The sequence below is a fragment of the Yoonia sp. genome, from assembly GCF_046292185.1.
GTDB lineage: Bacteria > Pseudomonadota > Alphaproteobacteria > Rhodobacterales > Rhodobacteraceae > Yoonia.
In genome coordinates, this window is record NZ_JBKBQY010000079.1 from 1 (window position 1) to 15,820 (window position 15,820).

Consider the following 15,820-nt stretch of genomic DNA (forward strand, 5'->3'; position numbering starts at 1 on the left):
CAATTGCCGGATGGGCTGGGAAAACTGCGCCGATATTTTGGCTGGTCGTTTTTCTGACACGAAGGTTTATCCTGAACTGGTCGGTTTCACCGCATCCATAGCAGCATTTGCAAGGGTGCGGACAAATCCAATTTTTATCACATCTGTCTTATGTTGCCTTCAAGGCACGGACCCGGTCCGCCAACCAGCGCATTTCGTCGTCCTTGATCCCCATTTCCGTCAGCAACGTGACGGTATTGAACAGATATTCGGCATTCGGCCCGCGCCCGCCTATCGCATGGGCGATCATCTGCGCCTGCTTTTCCAGATCGAACCGGCAATATTGGGGATGGTCCCGGTCGATGATATAGGCAAGCGCGCTGATCGTTTCACCATCATTGCAGATCAGGTCGACATTGTCCTCATAATAGGCGGAACTGATCAATTCACGTTCGCGCAACATGGCCAGAACGGTGCTTTCCTCGTTCGGGTCCACCTCTAACGCGACGCCGGTGCATTGCCCGCCCGGCAGATGATCCAGCGCCAGCACAAGGCCGGGGTCATCAATCGTGCCCCGGTGATGGATTGAAAGCATGCAGAAACTGCGGTGATAATCCGGCAATCGCGCCGTGACCTGTCGGATCGGCGTAAATCCCGGGTTCCACAACAGCGACCCATATCCGAAAACCCAAAGCGCCATGATCTGCCGTCCTTTTCTGTTGCCCCCGGTAAACACCTTTTGAGGGCCGACGAAAAGGGTTCAGACCGCGCGCATGAGATCGCCAAAGATCGTATCGCAATGATCCTGCATATAGATCCGCAGCCAGGGCGTATAATGTTCGGGATCGCGGGTCACATCGGCGGACAATTCGTAGAAATCGACCCAGCGCGTCGCCATCACCTCTGCCGGGTCGGGTGCGATCATCAGGTCATCGGGCGCATCGGCGACATAAACTTCGACCAGTTCATGTTCGGTCAGGCCGCCGCCGACATCGGCGCGATATTCGATCTGGTCGCGATGCGCGGGGTGCAGGCCGGTGATCCCCAATTCCTCGTCCAGCCGCCGCAAGGCACAGGTTGTCGGGTCCTCATTCCATCCGGGATGGGTGCAGCAGGTATTCGCCCACAGCCCCGGCGTGTGATACTTGCCTAAGGCGCGTTGCTGGATCAGCACCCGCCCCCGGTTCAGGACAAAGACACTGACCGCCTTGTGTTTCAGCCCGCGCCGATGCGCGTCAAGCTTTTCCACCGGTTGCAGTGTGCCATTCACCCAGGCCGGGATCATGATTGTCATGTGCGCAATGGCGAGACCAGGCGCGTCAGATGCGCAAGGTTCTTGATACCGATCTTCAGATGGGCCATGGGGCGGGCTTTCACGAGTTTCTTGTTCATATAAGCCTCGAAGGTCAGCTTTTGCACGTCGACATCGTGACACAGAGAAACAAATCGCTCACGCCGTTCGTCGCTGCGATAATAGGCGTTCTGCATCGCGGCCAAAACCCGGAAAACCTGTTTATGTTCCCGCATGAACAATTTGCGCGCCAGTTGCAGGTCTTTGACCCGACCGGACGCTAGACAAGCCGCTGCGGCCGTCGCGGCAACGCGGCCCCCGACCATCGCATAATAGATGCCTTCACCCGATGACGGGGCCACGACACCCGCCGCATCACCGGCTAACACGACATCCTTGCCATTGTCCCAACAGTCCAGCGGTTTCAGCGGAATCGGCGCGCCTTCGCGGCGGATCGTTTTGCAATCGGCCAGCCCGGCGCTCGCGCGCAGATCGGCGGTGGCCTGTTTCACATCCACCGATTTGATCATTGACCCCATCCCGACACTGGCCTGCGCGCCATGTGGAAAGACCCAGCCATAGAAATCGGGCGAAATGCGACCGTCATAGATGACGTCACAGCGCAAAGGGTCATAGGCGGCGTTGGCCTTCGGTGCCTCGATAATCTCATGATAGGCGATCACATAGGGGATCTTGTCGCCATCCTTGATCTCGGCCCGCGCGACGTTGGACCGCGCGCCCTCGGCACCGATCACCAGTTTCGCGGTCAGCTTCATATCTTCGCCCGTCACCTTGTCGCGGTAATTGACATGGGTGCCGTCCGTATCACGGGTGATTCTGGTAAATGTCCCGGCATAGCGATGCGCGCCAGCATCGGTTGCGCGCTGGCGCAGGAAAGCGTCGAAATGTTCGCGGTCCACCATGCCAACATAGCCGTTTTCAATCGGGATATCGACCTTGCGCCCAGTGGGCGAAATCATCCGCGCGGTGTTCACCTTGGCCACGATCTGTTCGTCAGGGATAAAGAAATCCGCGATCAAACGGGGCGGGATCGCCCCGCCGCAGGGTTTGATCCGGCCTTCACGGTCGATAAATGCGACCTTGTGACCGGAACGGGCAAGATCTTCGGCGGCAGTGGCCCCGGAAGGCCCCGCACCGACGACGACGACATCATATTGCATTGGCTATTCTCCCGGAACGAGGGTTGCGGACGGCATTGCGCGGTCCATGATTTTGGCCGCGACAAGGGCCGCTGCGATGAAAAGAGAGGCTTCAAAAAGGAACACAGCGCCGAAGGCTTGCGTGTCGGTCAACGTCAGCCGCAGGACATCGGCCATGGCAGCGCCCAGCAAGCCGCCAAAACCGGCGGCAATCGCCTGCGCCGCACCCCAAAGGCCCATCCGCGTGCCTTCGCGCCGCGCACGGCCTTCACCGGCCAGCGCCATCATCGACCCGATGGCGGCAACCGCGAACATGCCGTTGAAAAAGCCAAGCGTCATGACCGCAGGGAGGATCGGTGCGCCGGGTCCCATCGGCCCCAGCAGCGTGATCATGGCAAGGGCGGCGGCAGAGCCAAGGCAACCCGCCATGACCCAGTTGCGCAAAGCGCCGATTTTCAACCCCGTCGCCATGATGCCGACGGTCAGCATCCCCAAAAAGACACCGCCATTCTGTGCGCCTGACAGTGACGTGGTCTGCCCCGGCGTCATGCCGAAAACCAGCCCGGCATAGGGTTCCAGGATCAGTTCCTGCATGAAATAGGCGGTCATAGCGAGGAACACGAATAGTGTGAAATTACGCGCCTTGGGTTCGGCCCAGACCTCTGCCAGCCCTTGGCGGAACGGGGTGGGGTCGGGTGCGCGGCTGACTTTCAGCCCCCGTTCGACGCCCCAGACGGCGACGGTGGTGACCGTGATGGCGATCAAAACGACTCCGGCGACGATTTCGAGCAGTTTCAGCGGGGTGTAAGGGTCGATCAGCGTCCCCACGATACCAGCGGTCATCGCAATGCCGAAGATCATCATCAGCCATGTGATCGTTGCCGCAGCAGCGCGCCGATGCGGTGCCGTGGTGGTGGCAAGCAAAGCCAGCAGCGACGTGCCGGACGCCCCCACGCCCAGCCCGATCAGCGCGTAGGCAATGGCAGAAATGACCATGCCCCAAAGGAAAGACCCCTCTAACACAATCAGCCCGAAGGTGGCGATCAGCGCGCCTGCGCCCAACGCGACCATCCCGCCGATGATCCATCGCGTGCGCTGCCCGCCTGCATCCGACGCATGGCCCCATTTGGGCCGCGACATCTGGATTCCGTAATGCAGTGCGACCAGTAAGCCGGGGATCACGGCGGGCAGGGACAGTTCCACCACCATCAGCCTATTCAGGGTCGAGGTCATCAGCACCACGATCGCGCCCAGCGCCATCTGCACCAGACCCAGCCGGATAATCTGTACCCATGTCAGCGTCATGCGATCCCCCGCAGCGCGAAAGCGGCGATCATCATGCCGCTGATGTAAAACAGGATGCCCATGCCCTGATACCATTGCGCCTTGCCCAAGGGGTCGCGCAGCAGCACCCGCATGGCGGCGACTTGCACGGCCAGCATCATAGTGACGCCCAAGGCATGAAACGGGTGGTTCCAATAAAACAGCAGGCCAACCACGGCGACTTGTGGGACCGCCATCACCCAGCAGGCGACGCGGGCGGCACCGTCAGGGCCGAGCGTGACAGGTAAGGACCGCAGGCCCATGGCCCGGTCGCCCTCAACCGCTTTGAAATCGTTCAGCGTCATGATGCCATGCGCGCCCAACCCGTAAAGCACGGCGATTGTAATCACGGGCAGCGATGGCGCACCAGCGGCCAGGATCGCCGCACCGGTGACCCAAGGCAGCGTTTCATAGGCCAGACCGCATAGCGCTGGCCCCCAGATGCCAGATTTCTTGGCGCGGAAAGGCTCTGCTGAATAAGCCCAAGCGGCCATGATCGCCATGATCGTCGCGCCGAAACCCCATGGCCCGAGTTGATAGCCCACGCCCAGCCCCAGCCCTGTCATCGCCAGCGCGATCCACAGGCCCCAGCGCCCCGGTATCCGCCCTGACGGGATCGGGCGGTCCGGTTCGTTGATCGCATCGACATGCCGATCGCACCAGTCATTCGCCGCCTGCGACATGCCGCAGACAATCGGCCCGGCCAGCAGCACGCCTAGCAGGATCAGCATCCAATGGCCGGCCGGACTGACGCCAGACGCGACGATGCCGCATAAAAACGCCCACATCGGCGGAAACCATGTGACCGGCTTGATCAGGCGGAGCATGGCGCGTGGTTCGGGCCAGCGCCGCAGATCGGGGAGGGATGTGTCGGACGAAACGCTCATACTGTCAGTTTAGAATGACATCACGTCGAGGGGCAAGTGTAAACTAAACCTTACATTGCGTAAATTAGTCACGCGGGTCTGAACTAACAAGTCGTCGTGCCGATACACAAAATGTAGCCGCGTTCAAGCGTTTTTTTCGGACCACCGTACGGTGGGTCTTTTGACAAGATTAACGGTTTGCGGTCATCTGACTGCAAGGTGCTTGCTAGTTTCAACACCGACCCAAGGCTGCGGCTGGTAATGGAACGCACTGATGAATGATATTCTTGTCCCTTGTGACCCCGCCGATCTGATTGACCGGATCATTGACCTGCAACTTCGGATTGATGCGGTGCCCGATGGGACCAACCGATCCGACATGGTCCGTCAGCGTGAATTGCTGTCGCGGCTTGCGGCGCGGGTGATGCCGCAGGATTTCGCCATGACACAACTGACGCGGAATCTTTTTGATGCCCGCTCTGACCTGTTCAACGTGATCCGCGATCTGCACGCCAGCGATCAGCGCAAGGATTATGACACCGGCTTTGTTGCGCTGACACAGGCGATGCTGGCGGCGATGACCGCAGCCGAAACCGCGCGCGCGGCCATCAACCGGCATGCCGCCACGATCAGTTCTGACCCGTCATCATCGCATTTATAACGAAATGGATTTTTAACAGGGTCTTCACACTTTCCCCTTTATCGCTGGTTGCGGGTGGGAAAGGTGTGGATATGACAACGGGATCGAATGCTCCGACGATAATCAAACGCAAAAAGGTGATCGCCGGCGGCGGGCACCATGGCGGCGCTTGGAAGGTGGCCTATGCCGATTTTGTCACGGCGATGATGGCTTTTTTCATGCTGATGTGGTTGCTCAATGTGACCACCGAACAACAGCGCAAGGGCCTGGCGGATTACTTTTCGCCCAATATCGCCATCAATCGCGTGTCGGGCGGCGGCACCGGCGCGTTTGGCGGTGACAGCATATTTAGCGAAGATACCTTGGCGCAAAGCGGGACAGGTGCGCGCCAGCCCACCATCGGCGACCGCCCCGTCCGGACCGAATCAGAGATCGCGGAAGACAGCGCCGCCGCCGCACAGGTCGCCGCCCTGCAGCAGATCGAGGATATATTGCTTGGCCGCGGTGGCGAAAGCATGGTTTCCGAACAGGCGCTGCGCCATATCATCACCCGCCTGACCGAGGATGGGCTGATCGTCGAAATCTTCGATCTGCCTGATGCGCAGCTTTTTGTCGACACAACCCTGGAACCGAATCCCGTCACCATTGAAATCGCAGGCGTGCTGGCCCGGCTTTTCGCAACTGTGACCAACCCTGTCGCGATCACCGGCCATCTGCGCGCACAGCCACTGCCGATGCGGGACGATCCGCTGTGGGATCTGTCGACCGGGCGCGCGGCGCAGATGCGCCAGATGCTGCAGACAGGCGGCCTCAACCCGCAGCGAATCGTCCGGCAGACGGGTGCTGGCGACCGCAAACCGGCGGTGGGCGACCCGACCGCGATACGCAACAACCGGATGGAGGTTATTTTATTGCGCGCGGACATCTGACGGCGCGATGTCCGTGCGCATTGTTAGTCTGATGTTAATGCGCGGGATTTAGACTGACGGAAACAAAGCTTCACATGTATCTGAAAGGCCCTTTTGAATGAGCATCTCTTCCTCCATGAACGCCAGTGTTGCCGGCCTTGCGGCGAATGCATCGCGCCTGGCGACGATTTCCGACAACATCGCGAATGCGGGCACCTATGGCTATAAACGGGCGGTGACCGATTTCGAATCCATGGTGATCGAAAGCGGGCGCGGCACCTATTCCGCAGGCGGGGTGCGCACCAGCGTATCGCGGCGGATCGATGAAAGGGGCGCGCTGGTTTCCACGTCGAACCCCACCGACCTTGCCGTGCGCGGGCGCGGTATGTTGCCGGTGACTACGGCCGCGGCGGTGGCTGTCGGCAACGGCGAAAATCCCATGCATCTGACGACGACAGGATCATTCCGACCGGATGCGCAGGGCTATTTGGTCAGCCCCGGCGGCATGGTCCTGATGGGGGTACCTGCCTTGGCCGATGGCACGATCCCAAATTATCCGCGCGACTCGGTCGATGGTCTTGTGCCGGTGCAGATCAATGCCAACCAGTTCGCGGGCGAGGCGACAACGCGCATCGGGCTTGCCGTCAACCTGCCTGCCACATCCACGCGTGAAGGGGCCACCGGTGAAACCGAAGCCTTGACCGTCGAATATTTCGATAACCTTGGCGCCTCGTCGAGCCTCATCTTCAGCTTTATCCCGACCGTCCCTGCAAATGGCGCATCGAATGCGTGGACGATGCAGGTCCGCGACAGCGAAGCGGATGCCAACGCCGATGGACTACCTGATTTGATCGCAGAATATGCGCTGGTGTTTGACGCCACCCGTGGCGGCGGTGGCACATTGGCCAGTGTCGCCAACACCGTCGCGGCCTTGGGTGGCCCCTATGATCCCGCAACCGGCAATCTGACGATTCAGGTCAATGGCGGCCCGATGGAGATCGCTATCGGCGAAATCGGCAGTTCCATCGGGCTAACGCAATTATCGGATGCTTTTGCGCCGGTGTCGGTGTCGAAAAACGGCACCCCGGTTGGCAGCCTGACCTCGATCGAGGTGGACAGGAACGGATTTGTCCGCGCCTCATTCGATATCGGTATCAACCGGGTTCTATATCAGGTGCCTCTGGTCGATGTGTCCAACGTCAACGGTCTTGAAACCCTTGATCAGCAGATGTTTCGCGTCACTCCCAGCAGCGGCAGCTTCTTTCTGTGGGACGCAGGCGATGGCCCGACCGGGGATATCGTCAGCTATGCCAGGGAAGAATCTGCGACTGACGTCGCGGGTGAATTGACGCAGTTGATCCAGACACAACGTGCCTATTCGTCCAACGCCAAGGTTATCCAGACCGTGGAATTATCTTTCGCAGATCCGACGGCCTTACCGGTAGAGATCATCGCCTGGGTTTGCGACAGATCGTTGTTGATGGATTTCAGTGTTTGCAGCGCCACCATCGCGCTGTTGTTCGTTAAAATGCTGGACATGAATGTCGGTCCTTTTTTTGGCGCTTTGCGCCGGTTGGGGTTCAGAGACTGCAAATCTGCAGGTGGAGCGTCATTCTGACGTGTGCCCCGGGTCTTTCCCGGATCGTGCCTTGCCGTTCTGGAAGTCACATTGATTTAGCCGCAGGACTCTGAACAACCGATTAATGCGTCGCCCGACAATGCAGCGGATTTGAATTAATTCATGCCTTCTTCAACAGCTCGGGTCGCGCGACGGGCAGATCCGCGAATTGGCCTGTATGATCATAGACCTGCAGGCCGTGGCGCACGTCACGCAGCGCCAGAATACGCGCGCGCGCAGCCGCCACGCCCTTGATCGCGGCACCCAGAAGTGACTGGTTTTTCTGAATATCGCGCGCGATCCGCCGCAGATCGGTCTGCGGGATATCTGCGTCGTGCAGGCGCTGAAATAGCGCTAACTTGTTCGCCGCGAGGCTGTCGAGCACATGAAAATCGCCGTTGATGATCGCGGCGTTTTCCGCATCGAGAAGCTGGCGCAGATCCTGAACGATATTGTCACGCATCCAGGCGGATCTTCATTGCGTGGAAAAGTGATTCCGCAAGGCCAATGCCGCCTGAGCGGGCCATTTCATCTGCTTGCGCCTCTCTCAGAAAGGACGAAAACTGATCCTCACCCACCCCACCGCCAAAGCTTGACCGGCTTGCCCCAAGGCCGGCTGATTTCAGCATTTCGGCCAGAAAAGTCGATTCGAGTTTTTGTGCGGCGTCGCGCAGTTTCGAATCAGAATTAATAAAATCAGGCAGGTTTAGGGGTGCGCGTGGCGGTGGCAGGACAGGAATCATGGTCATTGCAGGCTCCATCAAAGATTTTTTCCAATCTGCCGCACAGCGGTAAACAATCAATAAGTTTTCAATGCCAAAATCAAAAATAACCTTGGACAGGAAAATCGATGTTCCCTTTGTTTTTCACGGAAACTGCAGGCACGGAATCACTGCACCCGCGTCGCACCTTGCTGCCGGATCCTAGCGATGCGTTTGAGCTTGTTTTTGCCGCTTTGATTGAGGCGGAAACGGATGCGCGCGCGGTTACGGGTGAAACGTCACCCTTGGATGCGTCATCGCCTGAGCCTGATCAGCCCACGGATAACCCTGACGAGACAGATCCCCGCGATGATCCGTCTGCACATCTGATTCCGCGCGATGCCGGACCTGTTGCGCAGTCATTGACCACAGCGCAGGTAGAGCGAATTGTAAATCAACCACCGCCGCCGGTAGAAGTGACGTCGGACGGGCAGGTTGCAAGGCTCATTTTGCAAAAGATGTCGGGTCAGGCGCATGTGTTCATGAACGGGAATCCTCAGCCGGACGCCGTGTCTGCCGCAGGAGACGCATCTGAAGGTCGCGTTCCGGGCGGCGCAGATCCCGTGGAACCCGTCGACGAAGCTGTGGAGGCTGAACTGCCTGATCGCCGCGCAGAAAGGCCTGAGGAGAGATTAACTGCATCAGGAATGCTCACTCTAGCCTGGACAAACGAGCGGCCTGGCCCGGAAATTCAGGCGCGCGCCGAAGTATTGGGTCACGATCCTGTGCAGCATAAGATCGTGCCCGACGCGAAAAGCCATCCGGTCCAGGTGCCAGAGCATGCCGATATTCCAATGAAGCATCGGCCCGTAGCGGTGCCGCAGCCGTCAGCTGCGACAGTTGTTTCAGTGTCGGCCATCGCGCCGTCGCATGGCGTGTCCGACCGCACGCCGCTGCCGCTGGAGAAAATTGGCCCGGCCGCGGCCGCGTCCCAGACGACAGACATGTCGGCGCGGGGCGATCTGTCAACGCAGCCAGCGCCATATGGGAGCCCAGAGCGCCAGATGATTGCGGTCCCGGCGGCCGAGAAAGACGACGTGGCCGCGAGATTTGAGGCTCTGCGCGCCGACAGGGCAGTGCCGGTGCCGACAGTGATCGCGCAGCCCAAGCGTGCGGTCAATGTGGCGGAACCTGTCGGCGCGTTGACCCCGCCCTTGGTTTTGCAGGACAGCAAAACTGCGATGAACGTGCTGGCGGATCAAGACGATATACTGATCGGGATTTCCCCGGAAAGGGGCCAGACCGGACAGCCATCTGCCCTGAGCGCACAGGCAACACCCGACATGCCGCGACAGATTGCAAAGCAATTGGCCGTTGCGATCACGCAGCATCCGGGCCGGAGCACCGAAATCGCGCTGAACCCTGTCGAACTGGGCCGGGTGCGGATGAATATCGCCGCGCATGACGGGGCGTTGTCGCTGCATATCATGGTTGAACGGCCCGAAACGACGGACCTGATGCGCCGCCATATCGAAACGCTGACAGAGGAATTTCATGCGCTGGGTTACAGCGATGTCACCTTTTCATTCAGCGATGAAAGATCGCCCGATCCGGAAGGCGACACCCCCGCCCCGCAACAACAACACTTCGATAGCCGCCCCCCGCCCGAGGTGTCGGCCCCGATTATCGCGGTTGACCGCAGAAAGTCCGGCCTGGACCTGCGCCTGTAAGGAGATGTTATGGATATTTCACAAACCACCCCGCGTACTGCGGATACGCAACCCCCGGTGCCGGTAAAGCCGCGTATCAGTTCCGATTTTGATACTTTCCTGCGCATGCTGACAGCGCAGATGAAAAATCAGGACCCCCTGAACCCTGTCGAGGCGACCGATTTCGCGACGCAGCTTGCGACGTTTTCCGCCGTTGAACAGGCGGTGGTAACCAACGACCTGCTGCGTGCCTTGACGTCTCAATCGGCGCTTGCTGAGATGGCAGGATGGGTCGGCAAGGATGCGCGCGCTGCGGCACCGGCCTATTATGACGGGAATCCCATCACATTGTATCCCAAGCCTATGGCAGGCGCTGAATCAGGGGAAATTGTCGTGCGCGATGCGGATGGCTTCATCGTTGATCGTTTCGCTGTCCCGGCGTCTTCGGATGCGCGGGATTGGGCAGGGATCGGGCCGACAGGGGTGCGGCTCCCGCAAGGGGTATATGACTTTACCTATATCAATCGCCGGGCAGGTGAGCCGATCGGTGAAACGGGCGTAGAAATCTATGCCGTAGTCACAGAAGTGCGGTCTGAGGCGGGTCAAAAACAGCTGATCATGAAAGGGGGCATCGCCGTGCCCGCCAACGAGGTCACGGCATTGCGCGATGCGGTGAAATAGGGAATGGGCGATCCAGCCAGCCCTTTTGCGGCATCTGGTGGCTACATCATCTGCCCGAGCCACATGGACACGCCGACCACAACGCCTCCCAGCGCCATCCATGACAGCCGGGCGATGCGCCGCTGCGGTTTCGGCGGCGGCGGCGGATTGTTGAGCCTGATCAATGCCTGTTCCGCAAGGCGTGGCAATTGCGGGCCGAAACGCGACAGGATCATCGCGGTGCGCCCCAGATCACGCAATAACGCCTTGGGGCCGATGCTTTGCTTGATGTAATCCTCGACCACGGGTTTTGCGACTTCCCAGATGTTCATCCGGGGATCAAGTGATCGTGCTACCCCTTCGACGACAACCATAGTGCGTTGCAGGTGAATCAGTTCGGTGCGGGTTTCCATGCCGAAACGTTCTGTCACCTCGAACAGATAGCTCAGCAACCGCGCCATGGATATCCGGCTGGCGTCCATGCCGAAGATCGGCTCGCCCACGGCGCGCAGGGCACGGGCGAATTCGTCGACATCCTGATGGGCGGGGACATAGCCTGCTTCGAAATGCACTTCGGCCACGCGCTGGTAATCCTTGCGGATGAATCCGAACAGGATTTCGGCATAAACGCGACGGGTATATTCGTCGATCCGGCCCATGATCCCGAAATCATAGGCGATGATGTCGCCATTTGCGCTGACCTTCAGATTGCCCTGGTGCATGTCGCCATGAAAATAACCGTCGCGCAGGGCGTGGTTCAGGAACAGCCCCAGCACCCGCATCGCGAGTTCCCGGCGATCGTGTCCCGCGGCATCAAGCCCGGCATTATCGCCGATACCCGTGCCTTCCGCCCAGTCCAGTGTCATCACCCGCCGCCCGGACAGGTGCCATCGCACCTGCGGAACGGTAAAGCCTGCGTCGTCCTTTGTGCTGACGGCAAATTCGGCCGCGGCAGAGCTTTCCAGCCGCAGATCGAGTTCGCCCGTGACCACGCCTTCGAAATGCACGATCACATCCATCGGCCGCAGACGGCGGGACGCAGGCGACAGTACTTCAATCGTGCGGGCCGCGAAATAGAAGGCGTCGATATCCTTGCGGAACGCCTTTTCAATACCGGGACGCAGAATCTTGACCGCCACAGCCTCGCCGGTGTCGGCCAGATGCGCCTTGTGCACTTGCGCCAACGAGGCGGCCGCGACCGGCGCAGAGAAGGTGGAAAACAGCTTTTCGACCGGAAAGCCCAGTTCGCGCTGAATTTCCGCCTTTGCCTCGGCCATGGAAAAGGGTGGCAGTTTGTCCTGCAGGACGCGCAATTGTACCGCCATGTCGTCGCCCACCACATCCGGACGGGTCGACAGGACCTGCCCAAATTTGATGTAGGCCGGACCAAGGGCAGTCAGCGCACGCGGAGCGGGTGGCATCGTCACGTCACCCTTGAACCCAAGCCATTGAAACGGCCAGACGAAAGCCCGCAGCGTCAGCCCGAGGACCGGCCCGACATCGAACGCGTCCAGAATGACCTTCATCGCGCCGGTGCGTTCGAGCGTGGCGCCGGTGCGGATCAGGCGGATGATATTATGCGGGCCGCGCACCTAGAGTTTCCAGCCGGAATGCAGTGCCGCGACACCCATGGTCAGGTTGCGATATTTTGCATTGCCGAAGCCCGCGTCGCGGACCATGCCAAGGAACGCGTCCTGATCGGGGAATTGCCGGATCGATTCGACCAGATATTGATAGCTGTCCCGGTCGCCCGCGATGATCTGCCCCATCCGCGGGATCACGTTGAAGGAATAGGCATCATAGGCAGCCTGCAGCATGGGATTGGGGATCTGGCTGAATTCCAGCACCATCAGCCTGCCGCCCGGCTTCAGAACGCGGAATGACTCGGCCAGCGCATCCTGCGGGCGGGTGACGTTCCGGATGCCGAAGGAAATCGTATAGACATCGAATGTATTGGCATCAAAAGGCAGCGCCATCGCGTCGCCCAGGACCCAGTCGAGGCTGTCTGACATCTGCGCCGCCTCGGCCCGTTTGCGCCCTTCGACCAGCATGGATTCCGTCAGGTCCAGCACTGTGGCATGCCCGCGCCCCGCACGTTTGAGGAACCGGAAGGACACATCGCCCGTCCCGCCCGCGACATCCAGCAGGCGCTGACCGGGCCGGGGTGCCAACCAATCCATCATCGCATCTTTCCAGATCCGGTGGACGCCGCCGGACATCACATCGTTCATGATGTCGTATTTGCTGGCGACAGAGGAAAATACCCCCTGCACACGGCCTGCCTTTTCATCCTCACGGACGGTTTCGAAACCGAAATGGGTTGTTTTGTCTGTGTCGTTGGTCATCTGGGCTTGTGGTCCTTTGCGCTGGTCCCAATTATAGGGCGCAGTGCAAGGCTTACAACGCCGCCTCGCCGATAGAAAGTCCAGCATGCCCGAATTGCCCGAAGTCGAAACCGTCAAGGCCGGAATAGCGCCTGCGATGACGGATAAGGTGATCATCCGGGCCGAGGTGAACCGCCCCGATCTGCGCTGGCCCTTCCCGAAAAATATGTCTGACAGGCTGACGGGCAGGCGGGTTGTGGGGCTGCGGCGGCGGTCGAAATATATTCTGGTGGATCTTGATAGCGCAGAGACATTGCTGATCCATCTCGGCATGTCGGGGCGGATGCTGGTGTCCGGCGCGGCGCAGGGTGTGTTCCATCACCCGCATCCGGCCCCCGCGAAACATGACCATGTTGTGTTGCATATGGAGGGCGGTGCGCGGATCACCTTTAACGATGCCCGCCGTTTTGGCGCGATGGATCTGATGCACACCGCCACGCAGGAAGATCATTGGCTGATCCGCGATCTGGGGCCGGAACCTTTGGGCAATGCCTTTCACGAGGATTATCTGGTTGCCCGCCTGAATGGGCGCAATACGCCGATCAAATCGGCCCTGCTGGATCAGCGGATTGTCGCGGGCCTTGGCAATATCTATGTCTGCGAAGTTCTGTTTCGCGCCGGTATCCACCCAGGACGTAAGGCGGGTCAGATCAGCGGAAAACGGGTGGCGTCACTGGTGCCGTTGATCCGTGCCGTGCTGTTGGAGGCGATTGCCGCAGGCGGGTCGAGCCTGCGCGACTATCGACAAAGCGACGGGGAACTGGGCTATTTTCAGCACGGGTTTCAGGTTTATGACCGCGAAGGCGCGCCCTGCGTCACGCCGGGATGTGACCGGCTGATCCAGCGAATCGCGCAATCGGGCAGGTCATCTTTCTTTTGTCCGCAATGCCAAAGATAACTTGATCCGTCTGCCCCCTTTGCTAAGCACAGGGTCTGACCATCAGCAAGAGGACAGCTTTATGGCCTACGAAAACATCATTCTGGACGTGCGCGACAATGTGGCGACGATCACGCTGAACCGGCCGGATGCAATGAATGCGCTGAACGGGAAATTGCTGCGCGAATTATGCACTGCTCTGGAAGAGGTGGATGCCAGCGAAAAGACCCGCTGCATCATCATCACCGGGTCGGAAAAGGCCTTTGCCGCCGGGGCGGATATTGCAGAGATGGCTGATAAGAGCTTTGTCGAAATGTACACGACGCGGTTCTTTGAAAATGAAACCGACCGTTTCAACCGGACACGCAAGCCGATCATCGCCGCGGTGGCGGGCTATGCGCTGGGCGGGGGCTGCGAATTGGCGATGATGTGCGATTTCATCATCGCCGCCGATAATGCGAAATTCGGCCAGCCAGAGATCAACCTTGGCGTCATCGCCGGGTTGGGCGGCACGCAGCGGCTGAGCCGTTTTGTGGGCAAATCCAAATCGATGGACATGCATCTGACGGGCCGTTTCATGGATGCCGCAGAGGCCGAACGCAGCGGGCTGGTCAGCCGCGTCGTGCCCGCGAAGAACCTGATGACAGAGGCGCGCAATGCCGCGATCAAGATCACCGAGAAATCCCAGATCGCGGTGATCGCCGCAAAGGATGCGGTGGATTGCGCCTATGAAACCACCCTTGCGGAAGGTTTGCGGTACGAACGCCGGCTGTTCCAGTCGCTGTTCGCGACCGAAGACCAGTCCGAAGGCATGGCCGCCTTTCTGGAGAAACGCGAGGCACAGTTCCGCGACAGGTAAGATTCCGGGTTTCCTTTGGGCAGGAACTGCTCTAAGGCCAGCACTACATGCGCGAGAGGCCCGCTTTGGCCAGAATCACCGGTACTGAACCCGGTCGGGGCTTTTTGCGCTTAACAGTATCAATTTGACCCGACGAAGGGAAAGACCCATGGCAAATACACCACAGTCCAAAAAACGGGCCCGTCAGAACGACGCGCGTTTTCAGGTTAACAAAATGCGCCGTTCGCGTATCCGCACGTTCCTGCGCAAAGTCGAAGAAGCGATCGCTTCTGGTGATCAGACCGCCGCTGCTGCTGCCCTGCGCGCCGCCCAGCCGGAACTGATGCGCGGCGTCACCAAAGGCGTTGTCCACAAGAACACAGCGGCACGGAAAATGTCGCGCCTGTCCGCACGGGTCAAGGCAATCGCCTGAGCTCTACGACCACAAAGATGACAGAATCGCAAAAAGACGCGCCCATCCGGGTGCGTCTTTTTTGTTCATGTGTTGCCGGGTTGCCGGGTTTCCACCTGAAAACAAAGCAGTCAGAGATTCTTTTTCACCAAAGTCAGAGTCAAGCGCGATGTTGTATTGAAGCAGCCCCAAACCCCTTGCTAGCTTGACGTTGCGATTCACATCGTTCCGGGGGGGACATGGGGGTTCTGATCAAAACTGCGACGGATGGCGCCCCTTTCAGGACGTTGCCCCGGCAGGGTTATTTTTGATCGGACTTCGTGCAAACGTGATTTGGGGCTGCGTGGCAAAAACGTAGAAACTTGTCTGTTTGTGTCGGTATCAGCGCCAGATCTGCTTTCTGGTTGCGGCTGCTGTCATGTTTCCACTTGCTGCCAAGGCGGCCTATGACGTT

18 protein-coding genes and 1 pseudogene are annotated in these 15,820 nt (G+C 59.5%); 8 read left to right on the top strand and 11 right to left on the bottom strand.

The window, feature by feature from the left end; translation table 11 throughout:
- Positions 1–148 precede the first annotated feature (148 nt).
- The 5 genes from ACK4TM_RS13380 to chlG are packed head-to-tail and all read right to left on the bottom strand — an operon-like array spanning position 149 to position 4,640.
- Positions 149–679: a gamma-glutamylcyclotransferase gene (locus tag ACK4TM_RS13380; protein ID WP_409702073.1), complete on the bottom strand. Its 531-nt coding sequence runs from the start codon at positions 677–679 to the stop codon at positions 149–151.
- Between the two features lie 60 nt (positions 680–739).
- Positions 740–1,273, bottom strand: a complete 534-nt coding sequence (idi, locus tag ACK4TM_RS13385) for an isopentenyl-diphosphate Delta-isomerase (protein ID WP_409702075.1) — start codon at positions 1,271–1,273, stop codon at positions 740–742.
- Positions 1,270–2,451 (bottom strand): geranylgeranyl diphosphate reductase, encoded by a 1,182-nt coding sequence (locus ACK4TM_RS13390; protein ID WP_409702077.1) that lies wholly within the window; start codon positions 2,449–2,451, stop codon positions 1,270–1,272. Before ACK4TM_RS13390 ends, idi begins: the two co-directional genes overlap by 4 nt.
- 3 nt (positions 2,452–2,454) lie before the next feature.
- A complete protein-coding gene (locus tag ACK4TM_RS13395) occupies positions 2,455–3,735 on the bottom strand; it encodes a BCD family MFS transporter (RefSeq protein WP_409702079.1) in 1,281 nt (426 codons plus the stop codon).
- Positions 3,732–4,640: a chlorophyll synthase ChlG gene (chlG, locus tag ACK4TM_RS13400; RefSeq protein ID WP_409702081.1), complete on the bottom strand. Its 909-nt coding sequence runs from the start codon at positions 4,638–4,640 to the stop codon at positions 3,732–3,734. The genes ACK4TM_RS13395 and chlG overlap by 4 nt, the downstream gene beginning before the upstream one ends.
- A 253-nt stretch (positions 4,641–4,893) precedes the next feature.
- On the opposite strand from chlG, the gene ACK4TM_RS13405 reads away from it, so the two are divergent.
- From ACK4TM_RS13405 to ACK4TM_RS13415, 3 genes and pseudogenes are all read left to right on the top strand, one after another.
- Positions 4,894–5,280, top strand: coding sequence for a hypothetical protein (locus ACK4TM_RS13405; protein ID WP_409702083.1), 387 nt, complete (start codon positions 4,894–4,896; stop codon positions 5,278–5,280).
- 71 nt (positions 5,281–5,351) lie between these two features.
- On the top strand, positions 5,352–6,188 hold the full coding sequence (locus tag ACK4TM_RS13410) for a flagellar motor protein MotB (RefSeq protein ID WP_409702085.1): 837 nt from the start codon (positions 5,352–5,354) through the stop codon (positions 6,186–6,188).
- Between the two features lie 97 nt (positions 6,189–6,285).
- Positions 6,286–7,599, top strand: a pseudogene (locus tag ACK4TM_RS13415) (flagellar hook protein FlgE); the annotation flags it as partial.
- Here the strand turns inward: ACK4TM_RS13415 and ACK4TM_RS13420 are convergent.
- The 3 genes from ACK4TM_RS13420 to ACK4TM_RS13430 all read right to left on the bottom strand — a co-directional run bounded on the left by ACK4TM_RS13420 (position 7,542) and on the right by ACK4TM_RS13430 (position 8,534).
- Positions 7,542–7,706, bottom strand: a complete 165-nt coding sequence (locus ACK4TM_RS13420; RefSeq protein WP_409702104.1) for a hypothetical protein — start codon at positions 7,704–7,706, stop codon at positions 7,542–7,544. The pseudogene ACK4TM_RS13415 and the gene ACK4TM_RS13420 sit on opposite strands and share 58 nt — an antisense overlap.
- Positions 7,707–7,906: 200 nt before the next feature.
- Positions 7,907–8,248 (bottom strand): flagellar protein FlgN, encoded by a 342-nt coding sequence (locus tag ACK4TM_RS13425; RefSeq protein WP_409702087.1) that lies wholly within the window; start codon positions 8,246–8,248, stop codon positions 7,907–7,909.
- A complete protein-coding gene (locus tag ACK4TM_RS13430) occupies positions 8,241–8,534 on the bottom strand; it encodes a rod-binding protein (RefSeq protein ID WP_409702106.1) in 294 nt (97 codons plus the stop codon). The genes ACK4TM_RS13425 and ACK4TM_RS13430 overlap by 8 nt, the downstream gene beginning before the upstream one ends.
- Positions 8,535–9,193: 659 nt before the next feature.
- Here ACK4TM_RS13430 and ACK4TM_RS13435 point away from each other — a divergent pair.
- The gene (locus ACK4TM_RS13435; RefSeq protein ID WP_409702089.1) at positions 9,194–10,216 is read left to right on the top strand and encodes a flagellar hook-length control protein FliK; all 1,023 of its coding nucleotides are present in this window, start codon (positions 9,194–9,196) and stop codon (positions 10,214–10,216) included.
- Between the two features lie 9 nt (positions 10,217–10,225).
- Complete coding sequence (locus ACK4TM_RS13440) at positions 10,226–10,876, top strand: flagellar hook capping FlgD N-terminal domain-containing protein (RefSeq protein WP_409702091.1); 651 nt, start codon at positions 10,226–10,228, stop codon at positions 10,874–10,876.
- A 41-nt stretch (positions 10,877–10,917) separates the two neighbouring features.
- On the opposite strand, the gene ubiB is transcribed toward ACK4TM_RS13440, so the two are convergent.
- Positions 10,918–12,447, bottom strand: coding sequence for a 2-polyprenylphenol 6-hydroxylase (gene ubiB, locus ACK4TM_RS13445; protein WP_409702093.1), 1,530 nt, complete (start codon positions 12,445–12,447; stop codon positions 10,918–10,920).
- On the bottom strand, positions 12,448–13,200 hold the full coding sequence (gene ubiE, locus ACK4TM_RS13450) for a bifunctional demethylmenaquinone methyltransferase/2-methoxy-6-polyprenyl-1,4-benzoquinol methylase UbiE (RefSeq protein ID WP_409702095.1): 753 nt from the start codon (positions 13,198–13,200) through the stop codon (positions 12,448–12,450).
- A gap of 85 nt (positions 13,201–13,285) precedes the next feature.
- Between ubiE and mutM the strand changes: the two genes are divergently transcribed.
- The 3 genes from mutM to rpsT all read left to right on the top strand — a co-directional run bounded on the left by mutM (position 13,286) and on the right by rpsT (position 15,387).
- Positions 13,286–14,137 (top strand): bifunctional DNA-formamidopyrimidine glycosylase/DNA-(apurinic or apyrimidinic site) lyase, encoded by an 852-nt coding sequence (gene mutM, locus ACK4TM_RS13455; RefSeq protein ID WP_409702097.1) that lies wholly within the window; start codon positions 13,286–13,288, stop codon positions 14,135–14,137.
- 61 nt (positions 14,138–14,198) lie between these two features.
- Positions 14,199–14,975, top strand: coding sequence for an enoyl-CoA hydratase (locus ACK4TM_RS13460; RefSeq protein WP_409702099.1), 777 nt, complete (start codon positions 14,199–14,201; stop codon positions 14,973–14,975).
- Positions 14,976–15,123: 148 nt separating this feature from the next.
- Positions 15,124–15,387, top strand: a complete 264-nt coding sequence (gene rpsT / locus ACK4TM_RS13465) for a 30S ribosomal protein S20 (protein ID WP_409702101.1) — start codon at positions 15,124–15,126, stop codon at positions 15,385–15,387.
- Between the two features lie 3 nt (positions 15,388–15,390).
- On the opposite strand, the gene ACK4TM_RS13470 is transcribed toward rpsT, so the two are convergent.
- Positions 15,391–15,588 carry a hypothetical protein gene (locus ACK4TM_RS13470; RefSeq protein ID WP_409702102.1) on the bottom strand — a complete coding sequence of 66 codons (198 nt, stop codon included), beginning with the start codon at positions 15,586–15,588 and terminating at the stop codon, positions 15,391–15,393.
- Positions 15,589–15,820 lie beyond the last annotated feature (232 nt).